This window comes from Photobacterium sp. WH24 (assembly GCF_019204055.1).
GTDB lineage: Bacteria > Pseudomonadota > Gammaproteobacteria > Enterobacterales > Vibrionaceae > Photobacterium > Photobacterium arenosum.
The window spans coordinates 71,937-95,768 of the sequence record NZ_JAGSOZ010000004.1; the positions used below are offsets into that span (position 1 = coordinate 71,937).

Annotated in this window: 16 protein-coding genes; 8 read left to right on the top strand and 8 right to left on the bottom strand. The window is 46.8% G+C overall.

Going from position 1 to position 23,832, the window contains the following annotated elements:
• Positions 1 to 4: 4 nt before the first annotated feature.
• Together cydB and KCG43_RS06615 are read right to left on the bottom strand one after the other, a co-directional pair.
• Positions 5 to 1,012, bottom strand: coding sequence for a cytochrome d ubiquinol oxidase subunit II (gene cydB / locus KCG43_RS06610; protein ID WP_218383993.1), 1,008 nt, complete (start codon positions 1,010 to 1,012; stop codon positions 5 to 7).
• A 39-nt stretch (positions 1,013 to 1,051) separates the two neighbouring features.
• Positions 1,052 to 2,419 (bottom strand): cytochrome ubiquinol oxidase subunit I, encoded by a 1,368-nt coding sequence (locus KCG43_RS06615; RefSeq protein WP_218383994.1) that lies wholly within the window; start codon positions 2,417 to 2,419, stop codon positions 1,052 to 1,054.
• A gap of 150 nt (positions 2,420 to 2,569) precedes the next feature.
• Between KCG43_RS06615 and KCG43_RS06620 the strand changes: the two genes are divergently transcribed.
• The 3 genes from KCG43_RS06620 (at position 2,570) to KCG43_RS06630 (ending at position 7,004) form a co-directional block, all read left to right on the top strand.
• Positions 2,570 to 3,985, top strand: coding sequence for a PLP-dependent aminotransferase family protein (locus KCG43_RS06620; RefSeq protein ID WP_218383996.1), 1,416 nt, complete (start codon positions 2,570 to 2,572; stop codon positions 3,983 to 3,985).
• Between the two features lie 289 nt (positions 3,986 to 4,274).
• Positions 4,275 to 6,485 carry a catalase/peroxidase HPI gene (katG, locus tag KCG43_RS06625; RefSeq protein ID WP_218384001.1) on the top strand — a complete coding sequence of 737 codons (2,211 nt, stop codon included), beginning with the start codon at positions 4,275 to 4,277 and terminating at the stop codon, positions 6,483 to 6,485.
• A gap of 306 nt (positions 6,486 to 6,791) precedes the next feature.
• Positions 6,792 to 7,004 (top strand): hypothetical protein, encoded by a 213-nt coding sequence (locus KCG43_RS06630; protein ID WP_218384003.1) that lies wholly within the window; start codon positions 6,792 to 6,794, stop codon positions 7,002 to 7,004.
• Between the two features lie 77 nt (positions 7,005 to 7,081).
• Here KCG43_RS06630 and KCG43_RS06635 read toward each other — a convergent pair whose 3' ends face one another.
• On the bottom strand, positions 7,082 to 7,834 hold the full coding sequence (locus KCG43_RS06635) for a hypothetical protein (RefSeq protein ID WP_218384006.1): 753 nt from the start codon (positions 7,832 to 7,834) through the stop codon (positions 7,082 to 7,084).
• 624 nt (positions 7,835 to 8,458) lie between these two features.
• Here KCG43_RS06635 and mobA point away from each other — a divergent pair.
• Complete coding sequence (gene mobA / locus KCG43_RS06640; RefSeq protein WP_218384017.1) at positions 8,459 to 9,049, top strand: molybdenum cofactor guanylyltransferase MobA; 591 nt, start codon at positions 8,459 to 8,461, stop codon at positions 9,047 to 9,049.
• Between the two features lie 209 nt (positions 9,050 to 9,258).
• Positions 9,259 to 10,107 carry a formate dehydrogenase accessory sulfurtransferase FdhD gene (gene fdhD / locus KCG43_RS06645; protein ID WP_218384019.1) on the top strand — a complete coding sequence of 283 codons (849 nt, stop codon included), beginning with the start codon at positions 9,259 to 9,261 and terminating at the stop codon, positions 10,105 to 10,107.
• Between the two features lie 53 nt (positions 10,108 to 10,160).
• Here fdhD and KCG43_RS06650 read toward each other — a convergent pair whose 3' ends face one another.
• Entirely contained in the window at positions 10,161 to 10,670 is a 510-nt protein-coding gene (locus tag KCG43_RS06650) for a hypothetical protein (RefSeq protein ID WP_192014928.1), read from the bottom strand.
• Positions 10,671 to 11,165: 495 nt separating this feature from the next.
• On the opposite strand from KCG43_RS06650, the gene KCG43_RS06655 reads away from it, so the two are divergent.
• Both KCG43_RS06655 and KCG43_RS06660 read left to right on the top strand, forming a co-directional pair.
• Positions 11,166 to 11,528, top strand: a complete 363-nt coding sequence (locus KCG43_RS06655) for an adenosine deaminase (protein WP_218384021.1) — start codon at positions 11,166 to 11,168, stop codon at positions 11,526 to 11,528.
• A 34-nt stretch (positions 11,529 to 11,562) separates the two neighbouring features.
• Positions 11,563 to 13,377 (top strand): DUF4105 domain-containing protein, encoded by a 1,815-nt coding sequence (locus tag KCG43_RS06660; protein ID WP_218384023.1) that lies wholly within the window; start codon positions 11,563 to 11,565, stop codon positions 13,375 to 13,377.
• A 782-nt stretch (positions 13,378 to 14,159) separates the two neighbouring features.
• Here KCG43_RS06660 and KCG43_RS06665 read toward each other — a convergent pair.
• The 4 genes from KCG43_RS06665 to KCG43_RS06680 form a co-directional block, all read right to left on the bottom strand.
• A complete protein-coding gene (locus KCG43_RS06665) occupies positions 14,160 to 15,176 on the bottom strand; it encodes a serine/threonine-protein kinase (protein ID WP_218384025.1) in 1,017 nt (338 codons plus the stop codon).
• Complete coding sequence (locus KCG43_RS06670; protein WP_218384028.1) at positions 15,173 to 15,655, bottom strand: hypothetical protein; 483 nt, start codon at positions 15,653 to 15,655, stop codon at positions 15,173 to 15,175. The genes KCG43_RS06665 and KCG43_RS06670 overlap by 4 nt, the downstream gene beginning before the upstream one ends.
• A 114-nt stretch (positions 15,656 to 15,769) precedes the next feature.
• Positions 15,770 to 16,081, bottom strand: a complete 312-nt coding sequence (locus KCG43_RS06675) for a 4-fold beta flower protein (protein ID WP_218384030.1) — start codon at positions 16,079 to 16,081, stop codon at positions 15,770 to 15,772.
• 452 nt (positions 16,082 to 16,533) lie between these two features.
• Positions 16,534 to 19,248, bottom strand: a complete 2,715-nt coding sequence (locus KCG43_RS06680; protein ID WP_218384032.1) for a TrlF family AAA-like ATPase — start codon at positions 19,246 to 19,248, stop codon at positions 16,534 to 16,536.
• Between the two features lie 2,139 nt (positions 19,249 to 21,387).
• Here KCG43_RS06680 and KCG43_RS06685 point away from each other — a divergent pair.
• Positions 21,388 to 23,268 (top strand): monovalent cation:proton antiporter-2 (CPA2) family protein, encoded by a 1,881-nt coding sequence (locus KCG43_RS06685; RefSeq protein WP_218384034.1) that lies wholly within the window; start codon positions 21,388 to 21,390, stop codon positions 23,266 to 23,268.
• Positions 23,269 to 23,832: the final 564 nt, after the last annotated feature.

Consider the following 23,832-nt stretch of genomic DNA (forward strand, 5'->3'; position numbering starts at 1 on the left):
CCTGTCAGTGATAGCTTTCCTGCGGATCCACTTTGCCGCTGAACACGGTGTAGCTCCAGAAGGTATACAACAGAATAAAAGGAATAATGAACAAAGCGCCCACCAGCATAAACCCTTGGCTCTGAGGCGGGGCTGCTGCCTGCCAGATTGACACGTCCGGCGGAATAATATTCGGCCACAAGCTGATTCCAAGCCCGCTGAATCCCAGAAAAATGATGCCAAGTGCAGCCACAAATGGCTGAATTTCCCTGCGTTTTTTCACTGAAATCACTAACAGTAATGCCAGTAACACGGTCAGCAGCGGCACTGGGGCAAAGTAAATTAAATTCGGCAAACTGAACCATCGGGCAGCAATTTCCGGGTACACCAAAGGCGTCCACACACTGACAACCCCAATGACCGCCAGCAGTTGCAACAAAATTTTTGGTGCCAGCTGGTACATAGTCGCTTGCAGTTCTCCTTCTGTTTTCATGGTCAGCCAGGTACATCCCAGTAATGCGTACGCAATGACCAGCCCCAGACCGCAAAACAGCGGAAACGGTGCCAGCCAGTCAAATGCGCCACCTGCAAATTGCCTGCCCTCAACCGGAAACCCTTCAATCACTGCACCAACCACGATTCCCTGGCAAAAAGTAGCAACCAGCGATCCCACCATGAAGGCTTTATCCCAAAAAACCTGATGCGAAGGCAATGCTTTAAAGCGGAACTCAAACGCCACTCCTCTGAAAATCAGTGCAATCAGCATCACAGTTAACGGGACTGTCAGGGCATCAATAATCACCGCATAAGCCAGCGGAAAAGCCCCGAATAAACTGGCTCCTCCCAGTACCAGCCAAGTTTCATTACCATCCCAGACTGGTGCCACTGAATTGACCATGACATCTTTTTGTTCATCACTTTTGATCAGAGGCATCAAAATACCGATCCCCAGATCAAAGCCATCCATAGTGATATACATCAGTGTGGCAAACACAATGATGCCAAACCACAATACCGATAAATCCACGCCCATCGCCGTGTCTCTCCTTCTTAATCATTCAACATTCATGGATTAAATCCGACCGGAAACTGTCGGCAGATCATGGGCGATGTCTTCATCACCCGGCTGCGGCCCTTTCTGAATCTGATGAACCATATAGTAATAACCAAATCCGAATACCAGGCTGTACACCACGAAGAACGTCAGCAGGCTGATACTCATATGCAAGTCGCCATGAGCAGACACTGCGGCATCCGTTCTCAGCAGCCCGTGAACCACCCAAGGCTGACGCCCTACTTCCGTGGTGATCCAGCCTGCCAGAATGGCAACCAGCCCGGCTGGCCCCATCCAGAGAGAAAACGTCAGGAATCCTTTATGCTGATACAGTCTGTTTTTCTTGCGCAGCCACACACTGACCAGCCCCTGCCCAATCATCAGCAACCCCAATGCCACCATGATGCGAAATGACCAAAAGATTAACGGTGAGTACGGACGTTCATCTGCCGGGAAATCCTTTAACGCCGGAATGGGTTCGGTCAGGCTGTGCTTCAAAATCAGGCTCGCCATAGCAGGAATTTCAATCGCATAATCGGTGCGCTCTGTCTCCATGTTCGGCAAACCGAACAGAATCAGCGGTGTCGGTTCTCCGGCGCTGTTATCCCAGTGCCCTTCAATTGCAGCGATTTTGGCCGGCTGATACTTCAGGGTATTCAGTCCATGCAGATCGCCGATAAATGCTTGAATGGGGGCCACGAAAACCAACATCCACATCGACATGGAAAACATAGTCCGCACCGCACTGCTTTGATTGCCCTTCAGCAGATGCCATGCCGCAGACGCGCCGACAAACAGGGCACAGCTCAGGAAAGCCGCTACGCCCATATGCATCAGCCGATACGGAAATGACGGGTTAAAGATCACCGCAAACCAGTCAACAGGCACCACTTGCCCGTCAATGATTTCGTGGCCCTGCGGCGTATGCATCCAGCTGTTCGACGCCAGAATCCAGAACGTCGAAATAATGGTGCCGAGCGCCACCATGCAGGTCGCAAAAAAGTGCAGATTATCCCCGACGCGCTTCCAGCCAAAAAGCATGACGCCCAGAAATCCGGCCTCCAGAAAAAATGCGGTCAGCACCTCGTAGGTCAGTAACGGCCCGGTTATGCTGCCGGCAAACTCAGAAAAGCCACTCCAGTTTGTGCCAAACTGGTAAGCCATGACTAACCCGGAAACCACACCCATACCGAAGTTCACGGCAAAAATTTTTGACCAAAAGTGGTACAGCGCTTTGTAATCTTGCTGACGGGTTTTCAACCAGAGACCTTCCAGAACCGCCAGATAGCTTGCCAATCCAATGGTGATGGCCGGGAATATGATGTGAAAAGAGACAGTAAATGCGAACTGTATTCGCGCGAGCATGAAAGCATCGAGTCCAAACATAAGCTTCCTATTGAGTCATTGAAAAGCACGCTTATATTGAAAGAACCCGACTGAAAAAAAAGATACAGAACCAGACTTAAAACCTATAACAGTTTTATTAAAGAATTGTTATATTTTCAGTAAATTCAACCACGGGATCTGAGGTTAAGATTGGCGAAGTATGAACAGTTGGCGTCTCAAATCCGCCAACAAATTGAATCTGGTATCTGGCGTGCCGGTGAAAAAATGCCATCGCTCCGGAAGCAGGCAGCGCACTCTGGTATGAGTTTGATGACCGTCATGCATGCTTATCAGCAGCTGGAATCTCAGGGCTGGCTGGTTGCGCACCCCCGTTCCGGTTATACGGTGGCCGAAAGCATCCGAATCAGCCCCCAGTCACACAACGTAGCAGTCGAAACCGCCGAAGCTGTCGACATCAACAGTTTCATTTTCGATGTTCTGCAAGCCTGCAGAAAGCCGTATATGATCAACTTTGCGTTTGCCTACCCGGACCCCAATCTGTATCCACGGCATCAGGTAAATAAATCCCTGATGCATGCCGCCCGCAGCATACCGGTTTCCAATGCACTGGATAACTTGCCGCCGGGCAATGACACTCTGCGCGCTATGATTGCTCAGCGCTACGCCGCAAAAGGCATCAGTATCGCCCCCGATGAAATCGTGATTACCGCGGGTGCGCTCGAAGCCCTGAACCTGAGCCTGCAGGCAGTAACCCGCCCCGGCGATTGGGTGGTGGTGGAATCTCCGACATTTTACGGTGCGCTTCAGTCGCTGGAACGTCTCGGGCTGAAAGCGCTGTCGGTGAGAACAGATCCCAAGACCGGCCTTGATTTAACCTCGCTTGAACGCGCGTTTCAGTCACATTCGGTCAAGGCCTGCTGGCTGATGACCAACCACCAAAACCCGCTCGGATTCACGCTGACAGAGCCAAAAAAGCGGCAGTTAATATCGCTGCTGAACAAATACCAGGTTGCGCTCATCGAAGATGACGTATACAGCGAACTCTACGCAGGCAATGAACAACCACTCCCGGCCAAAGCGTTTGATGCCAGTGGGAATGTGATGCTGTGCTCATCCTTTTCTAAGTCATTGGTCGCCGGCTTCAGAATCGGCTGGGTGGCCGCCGGGAAGCGGGCCACAGACATTCAAAAACTTCAACTGATGAGTACCCTGACCACCAGCGTACCCATTCAGCTCGCACTGGTTGATTACCTCAGTACCCGAAACTACGAGCACCATCTGAGACAGCTGAGGCGAACCCTAGACAAACGTAAAAAAGCCATGTGCAGGCTACTGACACAAATGCTTCCCCCTGACGTCGAAATCGAGCCTGCGGAAGGCAGTTATTTCGTTTGGCTGCGATTACCTGTCACCTCAGATACGATGGCAATTTACACCCAGGCACTGGCAGAAAACATTACGATCGCACCGGGAAAGATGTTTTCTCCCGGTAAACAATTTAACCACTGCCTGAGGCTGAATACTTCTTTTGAGCTGGATGAAAGTCACACAGATGCCATTCGACGGCTGGCGGAAATCATTAATCAACACCTGGAACAACAATAAATAGCAGGGTGGCGCTTCCCCTGCTTTGATTATCTGACGCATCGATGAAGATTTAACAGCGTCACGTTACCGGGAAATATTCCATCACTCATATTCTTAGGTGAATGACAGCACAGATTTCCTGCGCCAGCGATAGGCACCACCCCGCTTGGCACAAACCTCTGCCCTTTATTGAAAAAACCGATTGTTGTCATTGATAAAAACGTCTTTATCCGATTGCCAGTCGGTCTATATTCAAGTGTGTAACTGAGACACACCACACCCTACACTAATTCTCAAGGAGCAATGTATGAGCAACGGCAAAGGTACCACTACGGGTGGATGCCCAGTAATGCATGGCAGCAATACCAACCTTCGCGGCGCGGGGACAAGGAACGAAGATTGGTGGCCGAATCAGCTGAACCTCAAAATCCTCCATCAGAACGATAAAAAGTCAAACCCTCTGGGTGAAGGCTTCAACTATGCAGAAGAATTCAAAAAACTCGACCTGAAAGCCGTTAAGCAAGATATTGAGAACGTGTTGACCGACTCGCAGGATTGGTGGCCGGCAGACTACGGTCACTATGGCCCGCTCATGATACGTATGGCCTGGCACGCAGCAGGCACCTATCGTACCGGCGACGGCCGTGGCGGTGCATCAACCGGTAATCAGCGTTTCGCGCCATTAAACAGCTGGCCGGATAACGGCAACCTTGATAAAGCCCGCCGCTTACTGTGGCCGGTAAAACAAAAATACGGCAACAAACTCTCCTGGGCAGATCTCTTTATTCTTACCGGCAACGTTGCCCTTGAATCCATGGGATTCAAAACCTTTGGTTTTGGTGGCGGACGAGCGGATATCTGGGAGCCGGAAGAAGACATCTACTGGGGCGCTGAAGACGTCTGGCTTGATAACAAACGTTACAGCGGCGAGCGTGATCTAGAAAACCCGTTGGCCGCCGTGCAAATGGGCCTGATCTACGTTAACCCGGAAGGACCGGACGGCAACCCTGACCCATTGGGATCCGGCCGTGATGTCCGCGAAACGTTCGCCCGAATGGCGATGAACGATTATGAAACCGTCGCGCTGACGGCAGGTGGTCACACCTTTGGTAAATGCCATGGTGCCGGCGATGCGGCGCTGGTTGGTCCTGATCCTGAGGCAGCCCCTATTGAGCAGATGGGCCTCGGCTGGAAAAACACACATGGTAGAGGCAGGGGCCGTGATTCCATTACCAGCGGCCTGGAAGGTGCCTGGACACCGACACCAACCAAATGGGACAACACCTACTTCGAAATGCTGCTGGGTAATGAATGGGAACTGACAAAAAGCCCGGCTGGTGCCAACCAATGGAAAGTGAAAAACGTCACGGATAAAAACCAGGCACCCGATCCGGAAGATGCTTCACAACGCGTCAATATCATGATGACAACAGCGGATATGTCGATGCGCGAAGATCCTGAATATCGCAAGATTTCAGAGCACTTCCGTGCCAATCCTGAGGAATTTGCCGATGCCTTTGCCCGGGCCTGGTTCAAGCTGACTCACCGCGACATGGGCCCTAAAGCGCGCTATCTTGGCCCTGAAGTGCCCGCAGAAGAGCTGATCTGGCAAGATCCGGTACCCGCCGTCGATCACGATCTTATCAACGACAGTGACGTTTCTGCACTGAAGCAAACCATTCTCAACTCTGGCTTGAGTGTGACAGAACTGGTTTACACCGCCTGGTCATCAGCCGCCACATTCCGCGGTTCTGACTGCCGTGGTGGCGCAAATGGCGCCCGTATTCGTCTGTCACCGCAAAACGGCTGGGAAGTGAACCAACCCGGACAGTTGAAGAAAATCCTGAGCACCTTTGAAGGGATTCAGAAAGACTTCAACTCAGCACAGTCAGGTAACAAGGCTGTGTCACTGGCTGATCTGATAGTCCTTGGTGGCGATGCTGCTGTTGAGAAAGCCGCAAAAGACGCAGGTATCAGCGTGAGTGTGCCCTTCTCACCAGGCCGTACCGATGCCACCGATGATCAGACGGATGCAGAATCGTTCGATGTGCTCGAGCCTGTCGCTGATGGTTTCCGTAACTACATGAAAACCAAATACACAGTTTCGGCCGAAGAAATGCTGCTGGACCGTGCCCAGCTACTCACTCTGACTGCACCGGAAATGACAGTGCTGCTCGGGGGGATGCGTGCACTGAATGCCAACTTCGGTGGTTCGAAACACGGTGTATTCACCGACAAACCGGGCGTGCTGACAAACGACTTCTTTGTCAACCTGCTGGATATGAACACAGAGTGGCAACCCACCACAGAAGCCGCAGATGAATTCGAAGGCCGTGACCGGAAAACAGGCCAGGTGAAATGGACCGCAACCCGTGTCGATCTGGTGTTTGGAGCCAACTCGCAACTGCGTGCCATCTCGGAAGTGTATGGCGGCAGCGATGGCAAAGAGAAGTTCGTAAACGACTTTGTCAGCGCCTGGACCAAAGTCATGAACGCCGATCGATTTGATCTGAAATAAACCCTGACCATCCCCTCCCGATCCCGGGAGGGGATGTTATATCTTCAAAGACTTAACATCATTCTCAGATAAACGTCTTCTCTTTTCAGTCATTTTCTCAAGCATTCCCCGGCAAACGTTGCAATTGCAAATCAGTTGCAATACCAGCAAGCGTATCCTCCCGGCTTTACCCGTTAGGCAGAAAGTCAGAAATCCCAATGAACCTGTCATATACTTCAGAGAATAAGACTGAAAAATATCACGCTGACTATAGGGCTAATGCTTTGACACATGCATTTTCTGTAATTTAAACGATAGAAGAGGCTTATGATGATTGTAGGATATGCGAAATTTTCTAAAAGACACCCTTACTTTCATATATTTCTCATTTCATCTCTCACCCTGGCATTTTTAATTTCCGCTTTCATACTGATTGAATATGAAACCATTGAACTGGCAGGGGTGATTGTTTTAATTGGCAGTACCTTGCCCTTTTTTGCCAAAGCGTCTAAATACAAACAGCAATATTTATCTGATTAGTTTTCATGAAAAACAACCCGCTGAACATCATCAATGGGCTGTATTCCTGATACAGCCCATGACGTTATATCCCCCTGCTAGCTGAGGTCATAACCTTGTAAGTTATAGAGCTTCTTGAACTTTTCCTGTTCACCTTCTTGAGCTGGGTACAGCAACTGAATCGCAACGGGTAACTCTGTATCCGGGTTGATAAGGTAGTTCCCATCCTTAGGCGTTTTTAATTCAACCACACCTTCTGAACCATCAAGCACAACTTCCGGCCATGTAACACTCGCAATGGTTGTTCCTGGAGGCAAGTCGGAAAACGAGACTTTCCAATGTGTAATAGGATCAGATGAGGCTTTCAGCAATATTTCATAGCTATAGATGTAACCTTGTGATTCCCAGTCCTGCCAATATGATTTGAATTCTGCTCGACTTAATATTGGTTGCAGACCAGAAGCTGAACGTTTAAGTGTAATATCGAATCCTGGCCCCTTTATTCCTTCATGATTATAATAGTTTACCTGCCCGACAATAAACTCTTCTTCACCTGGTGGTATATCATCCACAAGTAGTGAAATTGTCCTGTTCCTTGTCCAACCAGCACTCTGTTCAGCCGTACTTGTAACAGAAGCTGTTTTCCCATCGGCAGAAATAAATAATTCAGATCCAGAACCAGGGTACGACATATGTGTAACACGCGCATTGCCTGTTAATGCAGCTTCAATTCTTGCGCCAGGTATTTCTGGCTCATTATTCGAATCAACGACAAAGTTCACGGTAACTGCAGAGCCTTCAGTCACATCAGGTATAAAATCTTGCTTAATCTCATGGATAATTGCAGCCATAGGTGTTCTCCATATTAAAAGTCATCATTACTTCCATACTGCCATCTGAGATTAGTTCAACCACACCTAATGACACAAACATCATTGCACAACCTTGAAATAAAAAGTAAATTTTTAATAACAGCAAAATCAAAATGATTTTTCAAAGTAACAATTAATAATTCAGCATCGAAAACCTATTGTGAGCAACAGGTACTAGCATCAAGCAAACAAAATAAAAATCACAACAGAATACACAGGCATCTGTCATTAAAATGATATTCATCAAAGATTATGGCGATAGCAGTGCAGCGTCTCATTGATAGTATTGAAGGACTGACAAACGGGATCGACCAAGACAGAAACAATGCAGGAAGTATTTCACACCCTGTTACTTTCAAATGAAAAGCATAGTATTCAGATGCACTGGGCTACACAGATTTACCGCCACCGTTGGCGTCACGGGAATTCGTACTACACTGAAAATAAGCCTCTCGTGACACCTCAGTAAAACGGGCTGCCAGTCATTCACGACGGCAGCCCGCCTGATAAGCCCTGTCTATCAATTCATCAGTCTGCTTTATTGGACTGGCACACAAAAACAGTATATTTTTTAGGGGTATATTTTACCTGGCTGTTATCACGATGAAACCGACTCCCCTTTGCTTTTCCGTACTCCTTCTTGCCGGCGGGCAAGGCTCCCGAATGGGAGGCAAAGACAAGGGGTTGGTTTCCTTTCGCGGCAGGCCGTTAATTGCCAGCCTGTTTGACGTTGTCAGACCGCTGACAGATGACCTTCTGATCTCCTGCAACCGCAATACCGAGCAGTATGCCACTTACTGTGACCATATACTGACTGACGATGTCAGCGGCTTTCCCGGCCCGTTAACCGGCATACTGAAAGGACTGACTGCGGCAAAACACGACTGGCTGCTGCTGTTTCCCTGCGATGCGCCCATGATAGACCAGTCCCTCGTCAGCCAGATGCTGGATGCCGCCTCGGCCGATACACCGCGGCCCGTCATGGTTCGGCAGGGCCAACAGTGGCAGCCAATGTTCAGCCTGATCCCCAAGCCTCTGCTCCCCGTATTGCAACAGGCCTGGCAGTCGGGCGAGCGCAGTCTGATGGCGATCCTGACCCGCCATGATACCGTGGCAGTAGACTGCGCGCTGAACGATCCCCGGCTGCAAAACATCAATACTCCGCAGCAATTACTTGATTTACACCATTATTGATAGATGCCGTTTTTAATTCAGACACACGCAGTTTCCCAAATAACACCAACCTGAGGGTGTGACTTATAACGCAACCAGAGTCAGGCGGCACAAACAATAGAAGGCAACAGATGGGCCTTATCGGTCCTTCAAAACAAGCCATTGGACTTCCGCCGGGCTGTTGAGTAGCCTGTCTGTATCAGCGTTTAAAACCGACGTCAGGCAATAAGATGAATGATATTGATAACAAACAATCTGAAATCGCAGATGTGAATGCGGCACCGCCTGCGCCTGATGCATTCCGTTATATTGAGCTGCACGATGACATTGCGCCTGACACCCCAATTGCACACAGTGCCGTGTTAGCCAGCGAAACTGCGCTGTCTATCAGTTATAACGGTATCAGCCAGGCCGTGATGATGGTGACACCGGGCAATATTGAAGATTTCGTCAAAGGCTTCAGCCTGAGTAACGATATTGTTCGCTCGGTGAGCGAAATCTACGACATCACCCTCACCGCCGGCTGCGATTCCCACCATGCCGAAGTCAAGATTTCAAACCGCGCTTTCTGGTCTCTGAAAAATCACCGCCGTCAACTGGCGGGCACCAGCGGCTGTGGCATTTGTGGTGTGGAAGCCATTGAACAGGCACTGCCGCCCTTAACCCCGCTGACACCGGTTCCGCCCCCGCAAGCCAGCCTGCTGCACAACCTGCGAGAGCGTATCACCGAGGCACAGGAAGTGGCCCGCAGCAGCGGCGCCCTGCACGCTGCGCTGTATGTCGATGCCGGAGGGAATATTCAGCTGTGCCGGGAAGATATCGGCCGCCATAACGCGCTGGACAAACTGATCGGCGCCATGGCCACAGCCCGCATCAATCCGCAGTCCGGTTTCGCCGTGATGACCAGCCGCTGCAGCCTGGAACTGATTCAGAAAGCTGTCCGGGCCAAGATCAGCACGCTGGTGACCCTGTCCGCCCCCACCGCCATGACAGTGCGCTGGGCGCGGCACAATAACCTGAATTTAATCCATGTGCCTCACCGCAGTGCGCCGAGGTTATATAGTGGTAAAGGCATTTAAGTCATCAGCGCAATTATGCTCTCTTACAGAGAAACATCAGCCATGCGGGGAAGCTAGTCCTTTACCTCATAAGTTTTCCGCCATACTCTCACTTGTTTCACTTGCGATGCGTCGCCGTAAAAAGTGAAGGCATATTTTTTCGCAGCTTCGTTGGGCACGATGAACTCAATCTGAAGCCCGTTTGACAGGGCATGAGAAAAGCCGTCTTTATCAATGGTCAGTAAAGCGCCTTCTTCACTCAGCCCTGTGATTTTCACCGGCTTGTGATGACGATTTTTGAAGCTGAGTTCGACAACCGTCTGATTCGAATCTTTCTTAGGAGACAAGCTCAACAAATCAATGTCGATATACTCAAGTGTCTCTTTTTCATTCGTCACGACAATGGAGCCATCGGAACTTTCTGTCGCGCTTCTTCCCTCTTTGAAACCCTCAGTGACACCACTTGAGATTTCTTTCGTAAATTTCACAAGTCCCTTTGTCATATCACTAATAGTGTCTTTAACTTCGGCATGAGCACTCATTGCGGAAAGCCCAAGAATGATCAGTAACGTTAGTTTTTTCATTTTCCTTTAATCCTTTCATGCCAACTGACAAGTATCATTGCTTTAATCCGGCCACAGACCCCAGCCGTCAACTCCCAGTACAGAATAGTACAGAATGCGACCTGCAGACATGGGATATGAAGCAACACTCCTCCGATGAAACTAAACATTCCGGCTTTCCGGACAAAATCAAATGTATTTCAAACAGTACCAGCCTAGAAATCCACCTTCAATGAAACCAAAAGCCGCACTTTGACTGAATATCAAAGATATTCTTTATTCGAATAATATAATACCTTAAAGGAAGATACAGACTCTAAAGAGCAATGTGAAACTTAGGATGATATGAAAACATATTTGAACATTGTATCTTTGCAATAAATAGATTTAATTTTAATTAAAAAATCAACACAATTATTTAACAATATAAAAACACCCCATGTCAGAGTATTGTCAAATAAAAAATTAAATGTATAATCTTCGCGCTTATTATCATTATTATCTATTGGATATCTCATGCAAGTATTGAAAAGCCTAGTTGTTGCAGGTGCGGCACTGACTGCTGTTGGTTGTTCAACAATTTTGACTGACGAAAATCAGCGCATTAATGTTGTTTCTTCTTCTGGTAAGAAATTCACCGTGGAAGTTGATGGCATCGAGCAAACTGCGCCGGGCATTATCACAGTGAAGAAAGAAAATAAAAACAAAACGCTGAAAGTAACTTCAGAACAATGTGAGCAACAAATCGCACTGAACAAAGAAGTTGAGCCTACTTTCTTTGTGAACATCCTGTCTGGTGGTGCATTCGGTTCAACAACCGACTTCGCTTCTGAAAAGATGTGGCGTTACCAGGATACCCTGCAAATTAACTGTAACTAAGTTTCAGCTAACCATGCAGTTTGATGAACAACTGATGTTGAGAAGCCTCTTCGGGGCTTCTTTTTTTTGTGTCTCGGCCTTCCAGCCTGCAGTAGCGTTAACCATTGTGCCTTCTGCCGCTGTGAGCGATGACGCCTTTGCCTTAGCCCAGTTCGCCACATTGCTTCACGTGAGTGATCAGTCACTCAATATAGACGACGCCAGTTTTTATTTCTCGTCCCAGCCAACAAATATTCAGGCAGAAATTGAAGCCAATTTAGCGCAACTAACAAACCCTGCAAAGGCTCAGGACTACACCTGTCGTTTTCCGGCCAGAGCACAATGGCTGACTGAATACAGCCCTCAGGTCGCCCCACTTGATTTTTCCCGCTGCCCTGAGCTACAGGAATTTTTAGATGCGGTATCTGCGAAGACAATCAGTCTTGCCTATGCCTCAGAAAACCTGATGAGCCCCAGCAGCTTCATGGGCCATACTTTTATCAAGCTCAGTAAGAATGAAAAAGATCCAGGCCATGCTGTCTCATTTTTTACGGAAGTAGATGGGTTCAATTTACCCAAAATCATGTTCGATTCTCTGGTCATAGGGAAAGAAAGCTATTTTATTGTTTCGCCCTACCAGGAAAGCCTGAATTTTTATAAAGACATCGAAGGCAGAAATGTATTTGAATACCAGCTGGATATTTCAGCAAAAAATAAAAAACTCATTCAACTACATTTGTGGGAGTTAAAAGACACCCGAGTTGATTATTTTTTCCACAACCAAAACTGTGCATCCATTACGCTGAATTTACTGGCGATTGCCAACCCGGAACTAATGAAACACCGCCGCGACTGGCTCAGTCCGCTGGATGTAATACAACTGGCGAGCCAGCATCACATGATTCAGCAAACCAGTATTACGCCTTCAACCGGCTGGAAGTTGCGTGCATATGGCGCCAATCAGCAAGATTCAACCAAGCAGTTGCTGCTGGATCAACTCAGTACAGGCGATTTACAAACCCGCTTCAGCGACACAGACGTTCCCGTCGAAGAGCAATTCCTTACCTGGGAATTCGCTCAGGCTATGAACCAATATTTGCTGGAGAATGAGAACATTACTCCTGAATCTTATACTGAAAACAACAGGAGACTGGCTGCCTATGAGGCACAGTTTACCTCCTACGCGGTCGACTTGAGTAATTTCAAGAATCCGATCAAGCGGAATAAAGATGCCCAATGGCAGATCGGAACACGCTGGTCGCCGGAAGGCGTTCCGGAATTAACAGGGACTTGGCTACCCGCCTCACATACCCTGATGGACGATAACCGTAATGCGTTCAGTGAATCATCGCTGGAGCTGCTCAAGATATCCGTTAGCGCAAGTAAACAGGAGCTTAATCTGGACAACTTCACCTTATATGGCATACACAGTTACCTGCCATATGATCCTCTGTTTGGCGGCCTGTCTGGTCATTTTTCCGTTCAATGGGATCGGGGGACTGATTTCACCGAACGGGATAATAAGCGCTTTTTTATCGCAGGCGGATTAGGACTGAGCCACCAGGTAAACAATGCGGTTAATATTTTTGCGACTTTCGGTACTGAGCTATCGATGAATACCGAAAAGGCATGGGGAGCATTCGCTATTGACATGGGCCTGTTCAGCTACTTCCGCCACGATATAAAAATGGCGCTGTCAGCGAACACCGTCTGGAACCAATATGCGAACAATGACTTCAAATATAAAGGCTCTGTCACGATGACGTATCTTGGCCTTGAAAACAGTGCTGTTGATCTTGGCGTTCAATATGCTGACATGGCGGGTCTGAGCGAAGGTCAGTTAAATGTGGTCTATCGCCACTTCTACTAGCTTTGACCTAGTCACTTATCCGCCCAACTGCCATGACTGTGCAAGCCACAATAACCTGAATTTAATCCATGTGCCGCACCGCAGTGCGCCGAGTTTGGGTTCAGTGTATATTTCAGTTGAGTTTGATTGTATGTCGCGCTTGAGTCCGGTGGTTTACTTGGCATGAACTGATGCGCGCCAGACACTCTTTGCTGGCTCAAAGAGTGCCCAGAAAAGCCTTTGATTTCGTTGGTGTTATCCGGGACGGTTGTAGGCGCTCCCGGCGCCGACAACCTAAAAATTCGTCCTGAATTTTTCCCTGTGGGAGTGGGTTTCTTGGATTCAAATATTGTTGTTGGGCAGAAACGATTTCAGGCATGCATCAATGACATCACCTCCGTCATTACCGCGCAGGCGGTAATCCATATAGCGAGTACCGTTAAAATTGCTATATCTGAGTTTGCTGGTATGTCGCGCTTGAGTCCGGTGGTTTATTTGGCATGAACTGATGCGCGCCAGACACTCTTTGCTGGCTCAAAGAGTGCCCAGAAAAGCCTTTGATTTCACTGATGTTGTCCGGGCCGGTTGTAGGCGCTCCCGGCGCCGACAACCTAAAAATTCGTCCTGAATTTTTCCCTGGAAAGATGGGACATTCTATTTTAAAACTCGTTTTTGGACAAAAGTGAATTAGCGAGATTGCGGGTTTATTAGACTTCGGATTAGTTGACATATTGGAAAAATAACGCCCGAATTTTCGGCTGGTTTGGAGCGTCCCGTAAAACCAATCCGACAACATGCGTTTTTTATGCATTGCTTGAGCTAATTATTTTGAAGAACTCAGAAGCTACCTGACTATCAGATAGTTCTTTGTGACAATTTTCTTTAACTTTTCTTCCATTTTTTTTGTATTCAATAATCCAACCATTCTTTTTGCGTTTCTTTTTAAGCTCATAGCTTTCGCCATTACTCCCAGTGCCCACCCATGAGTCATCATCAATTGGCCGCCAATCAATAGGAATGCCAATCTTTTCTATTGCTTGCCTGAACTCGCTTGCACTTTGAAACCGCTTTCTAAGATCATTGTTAATAGCTTTGTTTATAACCGTCTTTATTTTTCTTGGTATATGAGGCTGATAGCATCTTTCTGGATACTTATTGGCTTTTACAGTTGCATGCCACTCACCGACTGTTTTAAAGTTGAATTCAACCTCGGGAATATTGTTTATGAGTCGAAATAAAGTAATACCCATAGCGTATATATCGCTAAGTTTATCCATTGGATTACCTTCTATGACCTCTAGTGGCTGGTGAGGTCGATAACCCATCGTATCTGAAGGATCAACATGATAGTCGAGCGCCAACCCGAAGTCTGATAATTTCGCCTCCCCATTATCTCCGAACAAGATATTCCCAGGCTTAATATCTCTATGAAGCACATTGCTATTGTGGGCATGCTCTAACCCCAAAAGAGCTTCAGATACGATCCTCAGCGAATCTTGGATAGAAATAAATCGATTCTCTAAATGTTTTTGAATTGAGCCTTTCGCCAAATATTCCATAGCTATGTAAACGCATGGAGTTCCTTCATAGACGAAGACATCAACCTCTTTCACATCAACGATATGCTTGTGTCTACAAGCTTCCAGTGTTTGAGCTTCTTTAACGGCTTCCACAAATTTTTCAGGTTTTGGAACTTTTATTAGCTTTATTGCCCTGTCAGCTTTCAGGAGAGGATCATAGGCTTGAAATACAAAACCAAAATTCCCATTTCCTAAAAAATCAACAACATCAAATTTTCTAATCTTGTCAGGATTTTTCATAATAGGAACCATGCAACCAATGCCGCGTCTTTAGTCGCCTTATCCCAATATGGCGGATGCTGGCCAATGTGAGCATCTACATAGGCATAAACATCATCTTTTTTCGTAAGGCCAAATTTTGTTGCATTTATACCTTGACTGGTAAAATGACTGATTGAGATATTTTTCTTGTTGCAACACAGATTTAAAATCCCGAGTGGGAAGATAGAGTTCTGAATTGGCTTTGTTGAACTATGAGTTAATGGCAACTTATAACCAACTGCATTGGGAGTATGCCTATCCAGAAGCAGGCAAATCTGGGTTTCAAGCCACCCGGCGATAGATGCCACATCTAGTGCTTTAGGGTAACTGATCTTGTCTTTCTCAAGGAATTTGACAGCGGCTCCATTTTTCTCAAGAACGCAATATCTAAAGTCATTGGTTGTAAAATTAAATCCTATATTTTTCAACACATCTTCCTTCCAGTGTGATTTATGCATAACGTCCTGCGTAAGGTGCGGCTAACCCCATAGAACTCAAGTAAAACCATCGTAAACACCAAACTCAACCGAACAAGAAATGCCAAAGGTCCAGCATCACTCTAAAGCAATTTGTTATGCGTTCGAAAATTCATCCAGAGCATCAATTCGACCAACTCTTGAAGCCTTACCCGCACGATTTGCTCTACGAGCTGAAGTTGCAGGTGTCGCTGGTGTTGATCTCACTGCACGGGTTGCTGGTGTTGCCATTGATGTTCGTCTTAGAATGTAGTTTTCATTTTCTACTTCACCTAAAAAAGTACCATCTTTGCGCCACACTCTGCCGTCATCAGTAACCCAGCCTAGATATTGTGAACTTGCATTAAATAGTCGGTCATTTTTTATGAAGCCGAAGTATTGCCCATTCCATCGGTAAATCGGTGTCATTGTTTCTCCTTTATTCGAAATTTATGTTGTCTGTGCGAGTTTTAAGATTTCTCTTAGCGCATAACGCTTTATAGACAGAATTTTTCCGTGTTTGCATTCGGTTTATGTTGCTGTCATTCATTATGAAACTCAACTGGTATCAACCTGTTGTGTGATTCGACAGAGAGTTTAGTGGTAGAACTACGGAAAGTTTCCGTAAAAGTGCCCAAAGTACGGTTTAGATTAATTTGGTCTTCCGCAGTGCTGTTTAGATGGTCAGTGTATTGGTGTTGAGAAGGTTTGGGGCAAAGGCGTGTTAACGCCCTTCAGCTATAACACATCGCTGGACAACAACGCGCTAGCTAGATCAATTACTGGATTGCTAAATCAATAATAAAAACTAATGGATGTAGGCAGTTTTGTGATCGGGTCATGTTTATGTCATAGACCCTATTATCTCCTTGTGATTAAATCTATATATTTCTCAACCTATGATAACGTTTATCAAATGCAGCGGCTCCACCTTCCATAATATTACAAACATGATCGCGTACTGTTTGTTCACACAAACCGCCAGCTTCCAATACTTGCACTTGCCCTGCATGAAAATGAAGAACATTGACAAACTCAGCATCACCATTAACAACAATGTTAGGGTTATGTGTCACCAAAATTATTTGTCTTCGCTTTTTATTCTCATGTATTTGAGACACAATAAGCTGGTAAATTAGTGCATTATCTAGATCATCTTCAGGCTGATCGACAATAATAGGGTTATCACCATGGCTGAGTAAGAAAGCGAGAATTGCAGCAGCTTTTTGTCCTGCTGAACCTTTTTCAATATTTTCAAACTTACTTCTTTCAATGTCCTTTGCGTACTCCACAACAAGCTGATCGTCAGGCCACCAAGCCATCAAACGATCAAAAGCTTCAGGCTGTTGTGAACGCTTGTGTGCAAGTGAAGTCTTCAAGCGATTATCAACTCGAAATGGTGCGGCATCATCTCCAGAGGCTAAGGCTAGGATTACATCCTTTAACTTGTGGACCTCATTCGCAATGCCTTTCAGAGTTAACTCTCTTGAAAGTAGTTGAAACAGCAAGCTATTGGTTTGATCATTTTGGTAGATAGAAGTGGCAAAACTGCTCTCAACACCAATATGCTCTCTGAATTTTGTTTCGATTTTACTTTTGTTCGCAAATGGTAAAAGCTTCATTTTCACATAGCGATTACCACCAATTACTTTTTTAATAAAATTCTTCCGCTTTATCTGTAGTCTTCGCCTTAGTACATACAGCTTCTTAAGTGAGGAGTCACGCTGCTTTTCTTTACTTATTAAGTTAGTTTGTATTGTTTCCAAGTTTTCTAGTTGAGTGTTAATCTCATTTCGTCGAGCAAGCCAACCCTCGTATTGCTCGGGATCTAACTCTTCTCCCCTCTCAGCATATTCTTGTACTACTTGTTCATATTTTTGTGTGGTTTCTGCACCTTGTATGTACCAAATTGACTCACTAATTGCTTTTTCTCTATCTTGTTCAGCTTTGATTATTGATTCTTTTATCTTTGCCAATTCAGTTTGAACAGAAACTAAATCATCTTTAAACTTCGCCTGTATTTCTTCTAATTCAGTGACATAAGCAGGTTTATCAATACCTTCCTCTAACAAAATAAGCTCTGCAAACTCTTCAGATAACAAGCTGTCTATCGATTCAATCAGTCCAGCAGTTCCTGCAGCCTTATCAACCTTCTGTTTTTCAGTTGAAAGTGTCTGATACGCGTTAAATATAGCTTTATGACCGCCATTCTCGAAACTTTCTATATCACTATTTAAATCATCTTTTTGAGACTCAAGATTCCCCTTATTATTTAAGTGCTCTTGTTGCTGTCGCACTTCCCGACAAAGGCCTAAAAAATTGTTCAGTTCTGCATCAAAATGATATTTCCATGCTGAATAATTAACTTCTTTAGAACGGTCGATAATCTCTAACAAACTATTAGTATTGCTGGCCAGTGCATTAATTTGCTTTTGACTATATAAGCTTACATGAAAACGTTCTTCCGGTTGCCCGTTATCGAGAGACCAAGAATTTTCTTGCCATTTATTGATATAGGGTGTTGTATTATGTTTCCAAATCGATTGGTACAATTCATTTCTTCTTTGTAACTCAACAAAAATCTCGGTATCAGCTTTGGTTACACCATTCTTGAAAGAACAAACATCATCATAAATTTGATCTAGGTCTGATACTTCACTTTCACGTCCTAATGCCAATCGAACCGACTCAATGAACGTAGACTTACCTGAACCACGTCCACCAATAACAGCATTAAAGAGAGGGTGTAGATTAAACACTGCAGGGTGACCCGGAATGCGGCCGCAATGCATCATCTGAGATATATTTAGACTTTTTAAGAAAATGTCAGGGGTGGAATTAGGATCATCCATACTGTTATCAACACAAAAGTCATGATCATGGAGAGCAAGCTTAAGTCCGTCTATTGATGGTTTGCTCATTTTAATCCACGAATATCTTTTACCTAAGCGACTACATTCATGAGCATCAGAACCTTGAAGTCTAGCTAAGTGTTCCGCCGCTTTTGATAACTCAGGGTTAACCGCATTAAGAAAGGTCAAATTCACAAATTCAGCTGCTTCAATTTTATTAAGCCAAGAATTAATTTCATGATTTGTATTAATTATTCCATTTAATAGCCCCTTAGGGCCATCGATATGTGCAGGTATAGCCACCCCTTCCGCATCTTTTATAATAGATATAACTTTATCGACAGACTCTGTTGCACAGGTTTCTACTGCATCACCATGCCCTTCCGTAATACCACATTGACCCAATACGGCTGATATTTTTGCAGAGTTACAGGAAGGGTCAAAAATAGCCAAAATATGTACACGAGATTGCGCAGTACTTACTGTGATTTCACAACCGGGAAACAGATGAAGTGGACGATACCATTCGGCGGTCTCATCGAGTTCTGCATAGGTTGCTTTTAAGCGATCAATCCAATTACCAGACACATGGTCTGTGATAGCTACACAATCGACCTTTTCCAGCATCAACGCCTTCAGCCAGTCGCTTTCATTTTCTTCAGGCTTTTTGTAATCGGAAGAGGCTGGGGTATGAGTATGAAAGTCAAATTTATACCAGCGACTACCAAATGATACTTGACTCATAGATCTATATTTCCTGAGATTAGTCTTGGGGTAGCTATTTGGAACACATTAGACAGGAGCAAAGAACACTGTCGGTAACTTGCTTTCTTAAAGTACCTGATCAGATGGGTGCTCCTAAATCCGGCGTCAAGCACCTAACTGAGATTCCGTAAGCCAAAGTAGCACAGTCACTTTTATGCGGACTGAGTTGAGAAAATCCGGTGTAAGCTACCGCCCTCACGTTCGCAAAATTCCGTGCCCTCATCAACCCAGCATAGCTGCACGCAGAACTGTACACACAGTGCAATCACATAGATGTGAGTTCATTAACAGAATTAAGGGAAAACGAAGTGATTAGAACTCTGTAGAGTTGCGGCTCTAACAAACTTAGGGGTAAAAACGAGTTTCGAGCCAAACTATTTCCTCATCCCCGAGGGAAAATTCAGGACGAATTTTTAGGTTGTCGGCGCCGGGAGCGCCTACAACCGACCCGGACCACACCAAAGAACAAAAAGGGCTTTTCTGGACAATCTTGGAGCCAGCAAAGAGTGCCTGGCGCGCTGCATACCATGCCAAAAGAAATACTAAACTCAAGCGCGACATACCTTCATATCTCACTTGAAGCACTTACCCTCAACACCCAAAAACGCCAAAGAAAACCACTCCCCAAGGGAAAAATACATGGATGTATTTTCAGGTTGTCGGCGCCGGGAGCGCCTACAACCGACCCGGACCACACCAAAGAACGAAAAGGGCTTTCTGGGCACTCTTTGGCCCGACAAAGAGTGTCTGGCGCGCGTCACACCATGCCGAAAGAACCACCGAACCCAAGCGCGACATACCTTCATTTCTCACTTGAAGCACTTCCCCCCCCCAAAAAAAACGCCAAAGAAACCCACTCCCCAAGGGAAAAATTCAGGACGAATTTTCAGGTTGTCGGCGCCGGGAGCGCCTACAACCGCCCCGGACCACGCCAAAGAACAAAAAGGGCTTTCTGGGCACTCTTTGGCCCGACAAAGAGTGTCTGGCGCGCGTCACACCATGCCGAAAGAGACACCGGACTCAAGCGCGACATACCTTCATATCTCACTTGAAGCACTTACCCTCAACACCCCAAAAACGCCAAAGAAACCCACTCCCCAAGGGAAAAATACATGGATGTATTTTCAGGTTGTCGGCGCCGGGAGCGCCTACAACCGACCCGGACCACACCAAAGAACAAAAAGGGCTTTCCGGGCACTCTTCGGCACGACAAAGAGTGCCTGGCGCACATCAGACAATGCCGAGAGAAACACCGAACTCAAGCGCGACATACCTTCATATCTCACTTGAAGCACTTACCCTCAACACCCAAAAACGCCAAAGAAAACCACTCCCCAAGGGAAAAATACATGGATGTATTTTCAGGTTGTCGGCGCCGGGAGCGCCTACAACCGACCCGGACCACACCAAAGAACGAAAAGGGCTTTCTGGGCACTCTTTGGCCCGACAAAGAGTGTCTGGCGCGCGTCACACCATGCCGAAAGAACCACCGAACCCAAGCGCGACATACCTTCATTTCTCACTTGAAGCACTTCCCCCCCCCCAAAAAAACGCCAAAGAAACCCACTCCCCAAGGGAAAAATTCAGGACGAATTTTCAGGTTGTCGGCGCCGGGAGCGCCTACAACTGGCCCGGACCACACCAAAGAACAAAAAGGGCTTTCTGGGCACTCTTTGGCCCGACAAAGAGTGTCTGGCGCGCAGCATACCATGCCAAAAGAAATACTAAACTCAAGCGCGACATACCTTCATATCTCACTTGAAGCACTTACCCTCAACACCCCAAAAACGCCAAAGAAACCCACTCCCCGAGGGACAAAATACATGGATGTATTTTCAGGTTGTCGGCCCCGGGAGCGCCTACAACCGGCCCGGACCACACCAAAGAACGAAAAGGGCTTTCTGGGCACTCTTTGGCCCGACAAAGAGTGTCTGGCGCGCATCACACCATGCCGAAAGAAACACCGAACTCAAGCGCGACATACCTTCAACTCTACTGATATCTCGGTACACACCCTCCCCTATCCCAAAACTCACCTTTGAAAATACCACTCACTGACATATAACTATCAGACTGTGCTCAAAATTCGCCCACCACGCCAGTCAAAAGGAAGTAACCATGACGGAATATCTCATCTATGCCTTTATCTATCTGATTGCAGCCGTGATTGCCGTGCCGCTGGCGCAGCGCTTTGGCCTCGGTTCCGTGCTTGGTTATCTGATTGCCGGGGTGGTTATCGGGCCAGTCATCGGCTTAGTGGGTGAAGAAACCACCTCTATTCAGCACTTTGCCGAATTTGGTGTGGTCATCATGCTGTTTCTGGTCGGCCTTGAACTGGAGCCAAAATCGCTCTGGGCCATGCGGCACCGGCTCATCGGGCTGGGCGGGTTACAAATCGGTCTGACTGCCCTTGCTTTTACCGGCGCGGGACTGCTTTTCGAATTGCCCTGGACGCTGGCACTGGCAATTGGCCTGATTCTGGCGATGTCCTCGACCGCCATTGTACTGCAAACCTTCAATGAAAAAGGACTCGGCCGGACCGAAGGCGGTAAAAATGCATTTTCTGTGTTGCTGTTTCAGGACATAGCCGTCATCCCCATGCTGGCGCTGCTACCACTGCTGGCATTGCCCGAGTTGATTGCGCAGGCACAATCAGTGACAGCGGCGGCGGCCGAACATCATGAAGAACTCAGTCTGGTAGCGGGATTGCCCGGTTGGGCTTATGGTCTGGTGATCACCGCCTCCATTGCCTTTGTGGTGGTCGGCGGTCATTTTCTCAGTCGCCCTTTGTTCCGCTTTGTTGCCGCTTCAGGTTTACGGGAAATTTTCACCGCCACCGCCCTGATGCTGGTGCTGGGTGTCTCTATCCTGATGAGTCTGGTGGGTTTATCGCCGGCGCTGGGCACTTTTCTTGCCGGTGTGGTACTGGCAAACAGTGAATTTCGTCATGAATTGGAATCCAACATCGATCCTTTTAAAGGGCTGCTACTGGGCTTGTTCTTTATAACAGTTGGTGCCGGTATCAATTTCAACATTCTGTTCAGTGAATTCTTTACTGTGATTGGGCTGACACTGGGCATCATGCTGGTAAAAGCGCTGGTGCTCTTCCTGCTGGCGTTGATTTTCCGGATTCGCAACAGTAACCGCTGGCTGTTTGCCCTGAGTCTGGCCCAGGCCGGTGAGTTCGGGTTCGTTCTCATCAGTTTCACCGTCCAGAATCATGTTCTGCCCCCGGCTCTGGCACAAACCTTGTCTTTGGTGGTTGCGCTGTCGATGATGTTCACCCCCGGACTGTTCATTTTCTACGACAAAGTCATATTGCCGCGCTTTGAGCATTCCTCCAATGAGCGCGAAGCCGATACCATTGATGAACAGGGCACAGTAATCATTGCCGGAATCGGCCGCTTCGGGCAAATCGTTAACCGCCTGCTGATCGCCAACGGCATCAAAACCGTGGTGCTGGATCACCAGTCGACCATCATAGATACCATGCGACGCATCAATACCAAGGCCTATTTTGGTGATGCCACCCGCCCGGACCTGCTGCACACAGCAGGAATAGAGCAGGCCGCCATGGTGGTGGTTGCGATGGACACCCCGGAAAGCAGCATTATGCTGGTCAAACATATCAAGCACACTTACCCTAACGTCAAAATCCTGGCCCGCGCCTACGACCGTGGCCACAGTTACCGGCTCCGTCAGGCAGGTGCTGATGTGATTGAATCTGAAACCTACCATTCCGCGCTGGAAATCGGCGCCGCTGCCCTGCGGGAATTGGGTCTCCCGCCTCGCCTGGCACAGCAACAGAAATCCGCGTACAAACGTGTGGATGATGAGCTGTCTGCCGGTCTCTATCAGGCCTGGCTGGGCGAGTCGAACGAAGGCGAGCGGTTTGATAATAACTACCTCAAACTCTTCAGGCAGTTTGAAGACAGAATCCACGAAGAAATGGCATTTGAGCGCTCAAATCATGATACTGAAGAAAACCACAAAGCATGAGTCGCGCTTATTATGACACGTAAAGATTCTCAGGTGTGCCATGGCACTATTGCCCGTGTCGTCGCACATCTGAATCCAAGCCCGTTTCAATTGAGCTTACCAATTTCGCGCAATGCGTCGCTTAGCGTTCAGAAAGTCAGTTATTTTCCATGAGTTTCAGTGTAGTCATGGGCCGGTTACAGGACATGTCCGTGGGCAGAAGAAGCGACATAGCGGTATTTTTCATTAGACCATAGATTCCAAAATGGAATAATATTCACTTTCCCTATAAATATTATTCTCCTTTTACACTCTTCTCTCGAAAAAATAACCATTAGTAACAATTAAAACAATAAAGTTTTTTATTACTGGATAACTCAATAACAATTAATAAATGAGTTTTAACTCGAAGAAAAATGTACGTCATATGAATGAAACATAGCCAGTGTTGCGATGAAATTCATACAGAAAACAAATACCATTTTACATTCCCATAGTTACTGTTACTCTCGCGAAAATTATCAAGGTCACAAACCAGATAATATTAATGATTTTTATTCCATATTTTACGCTTCATCAATAGCA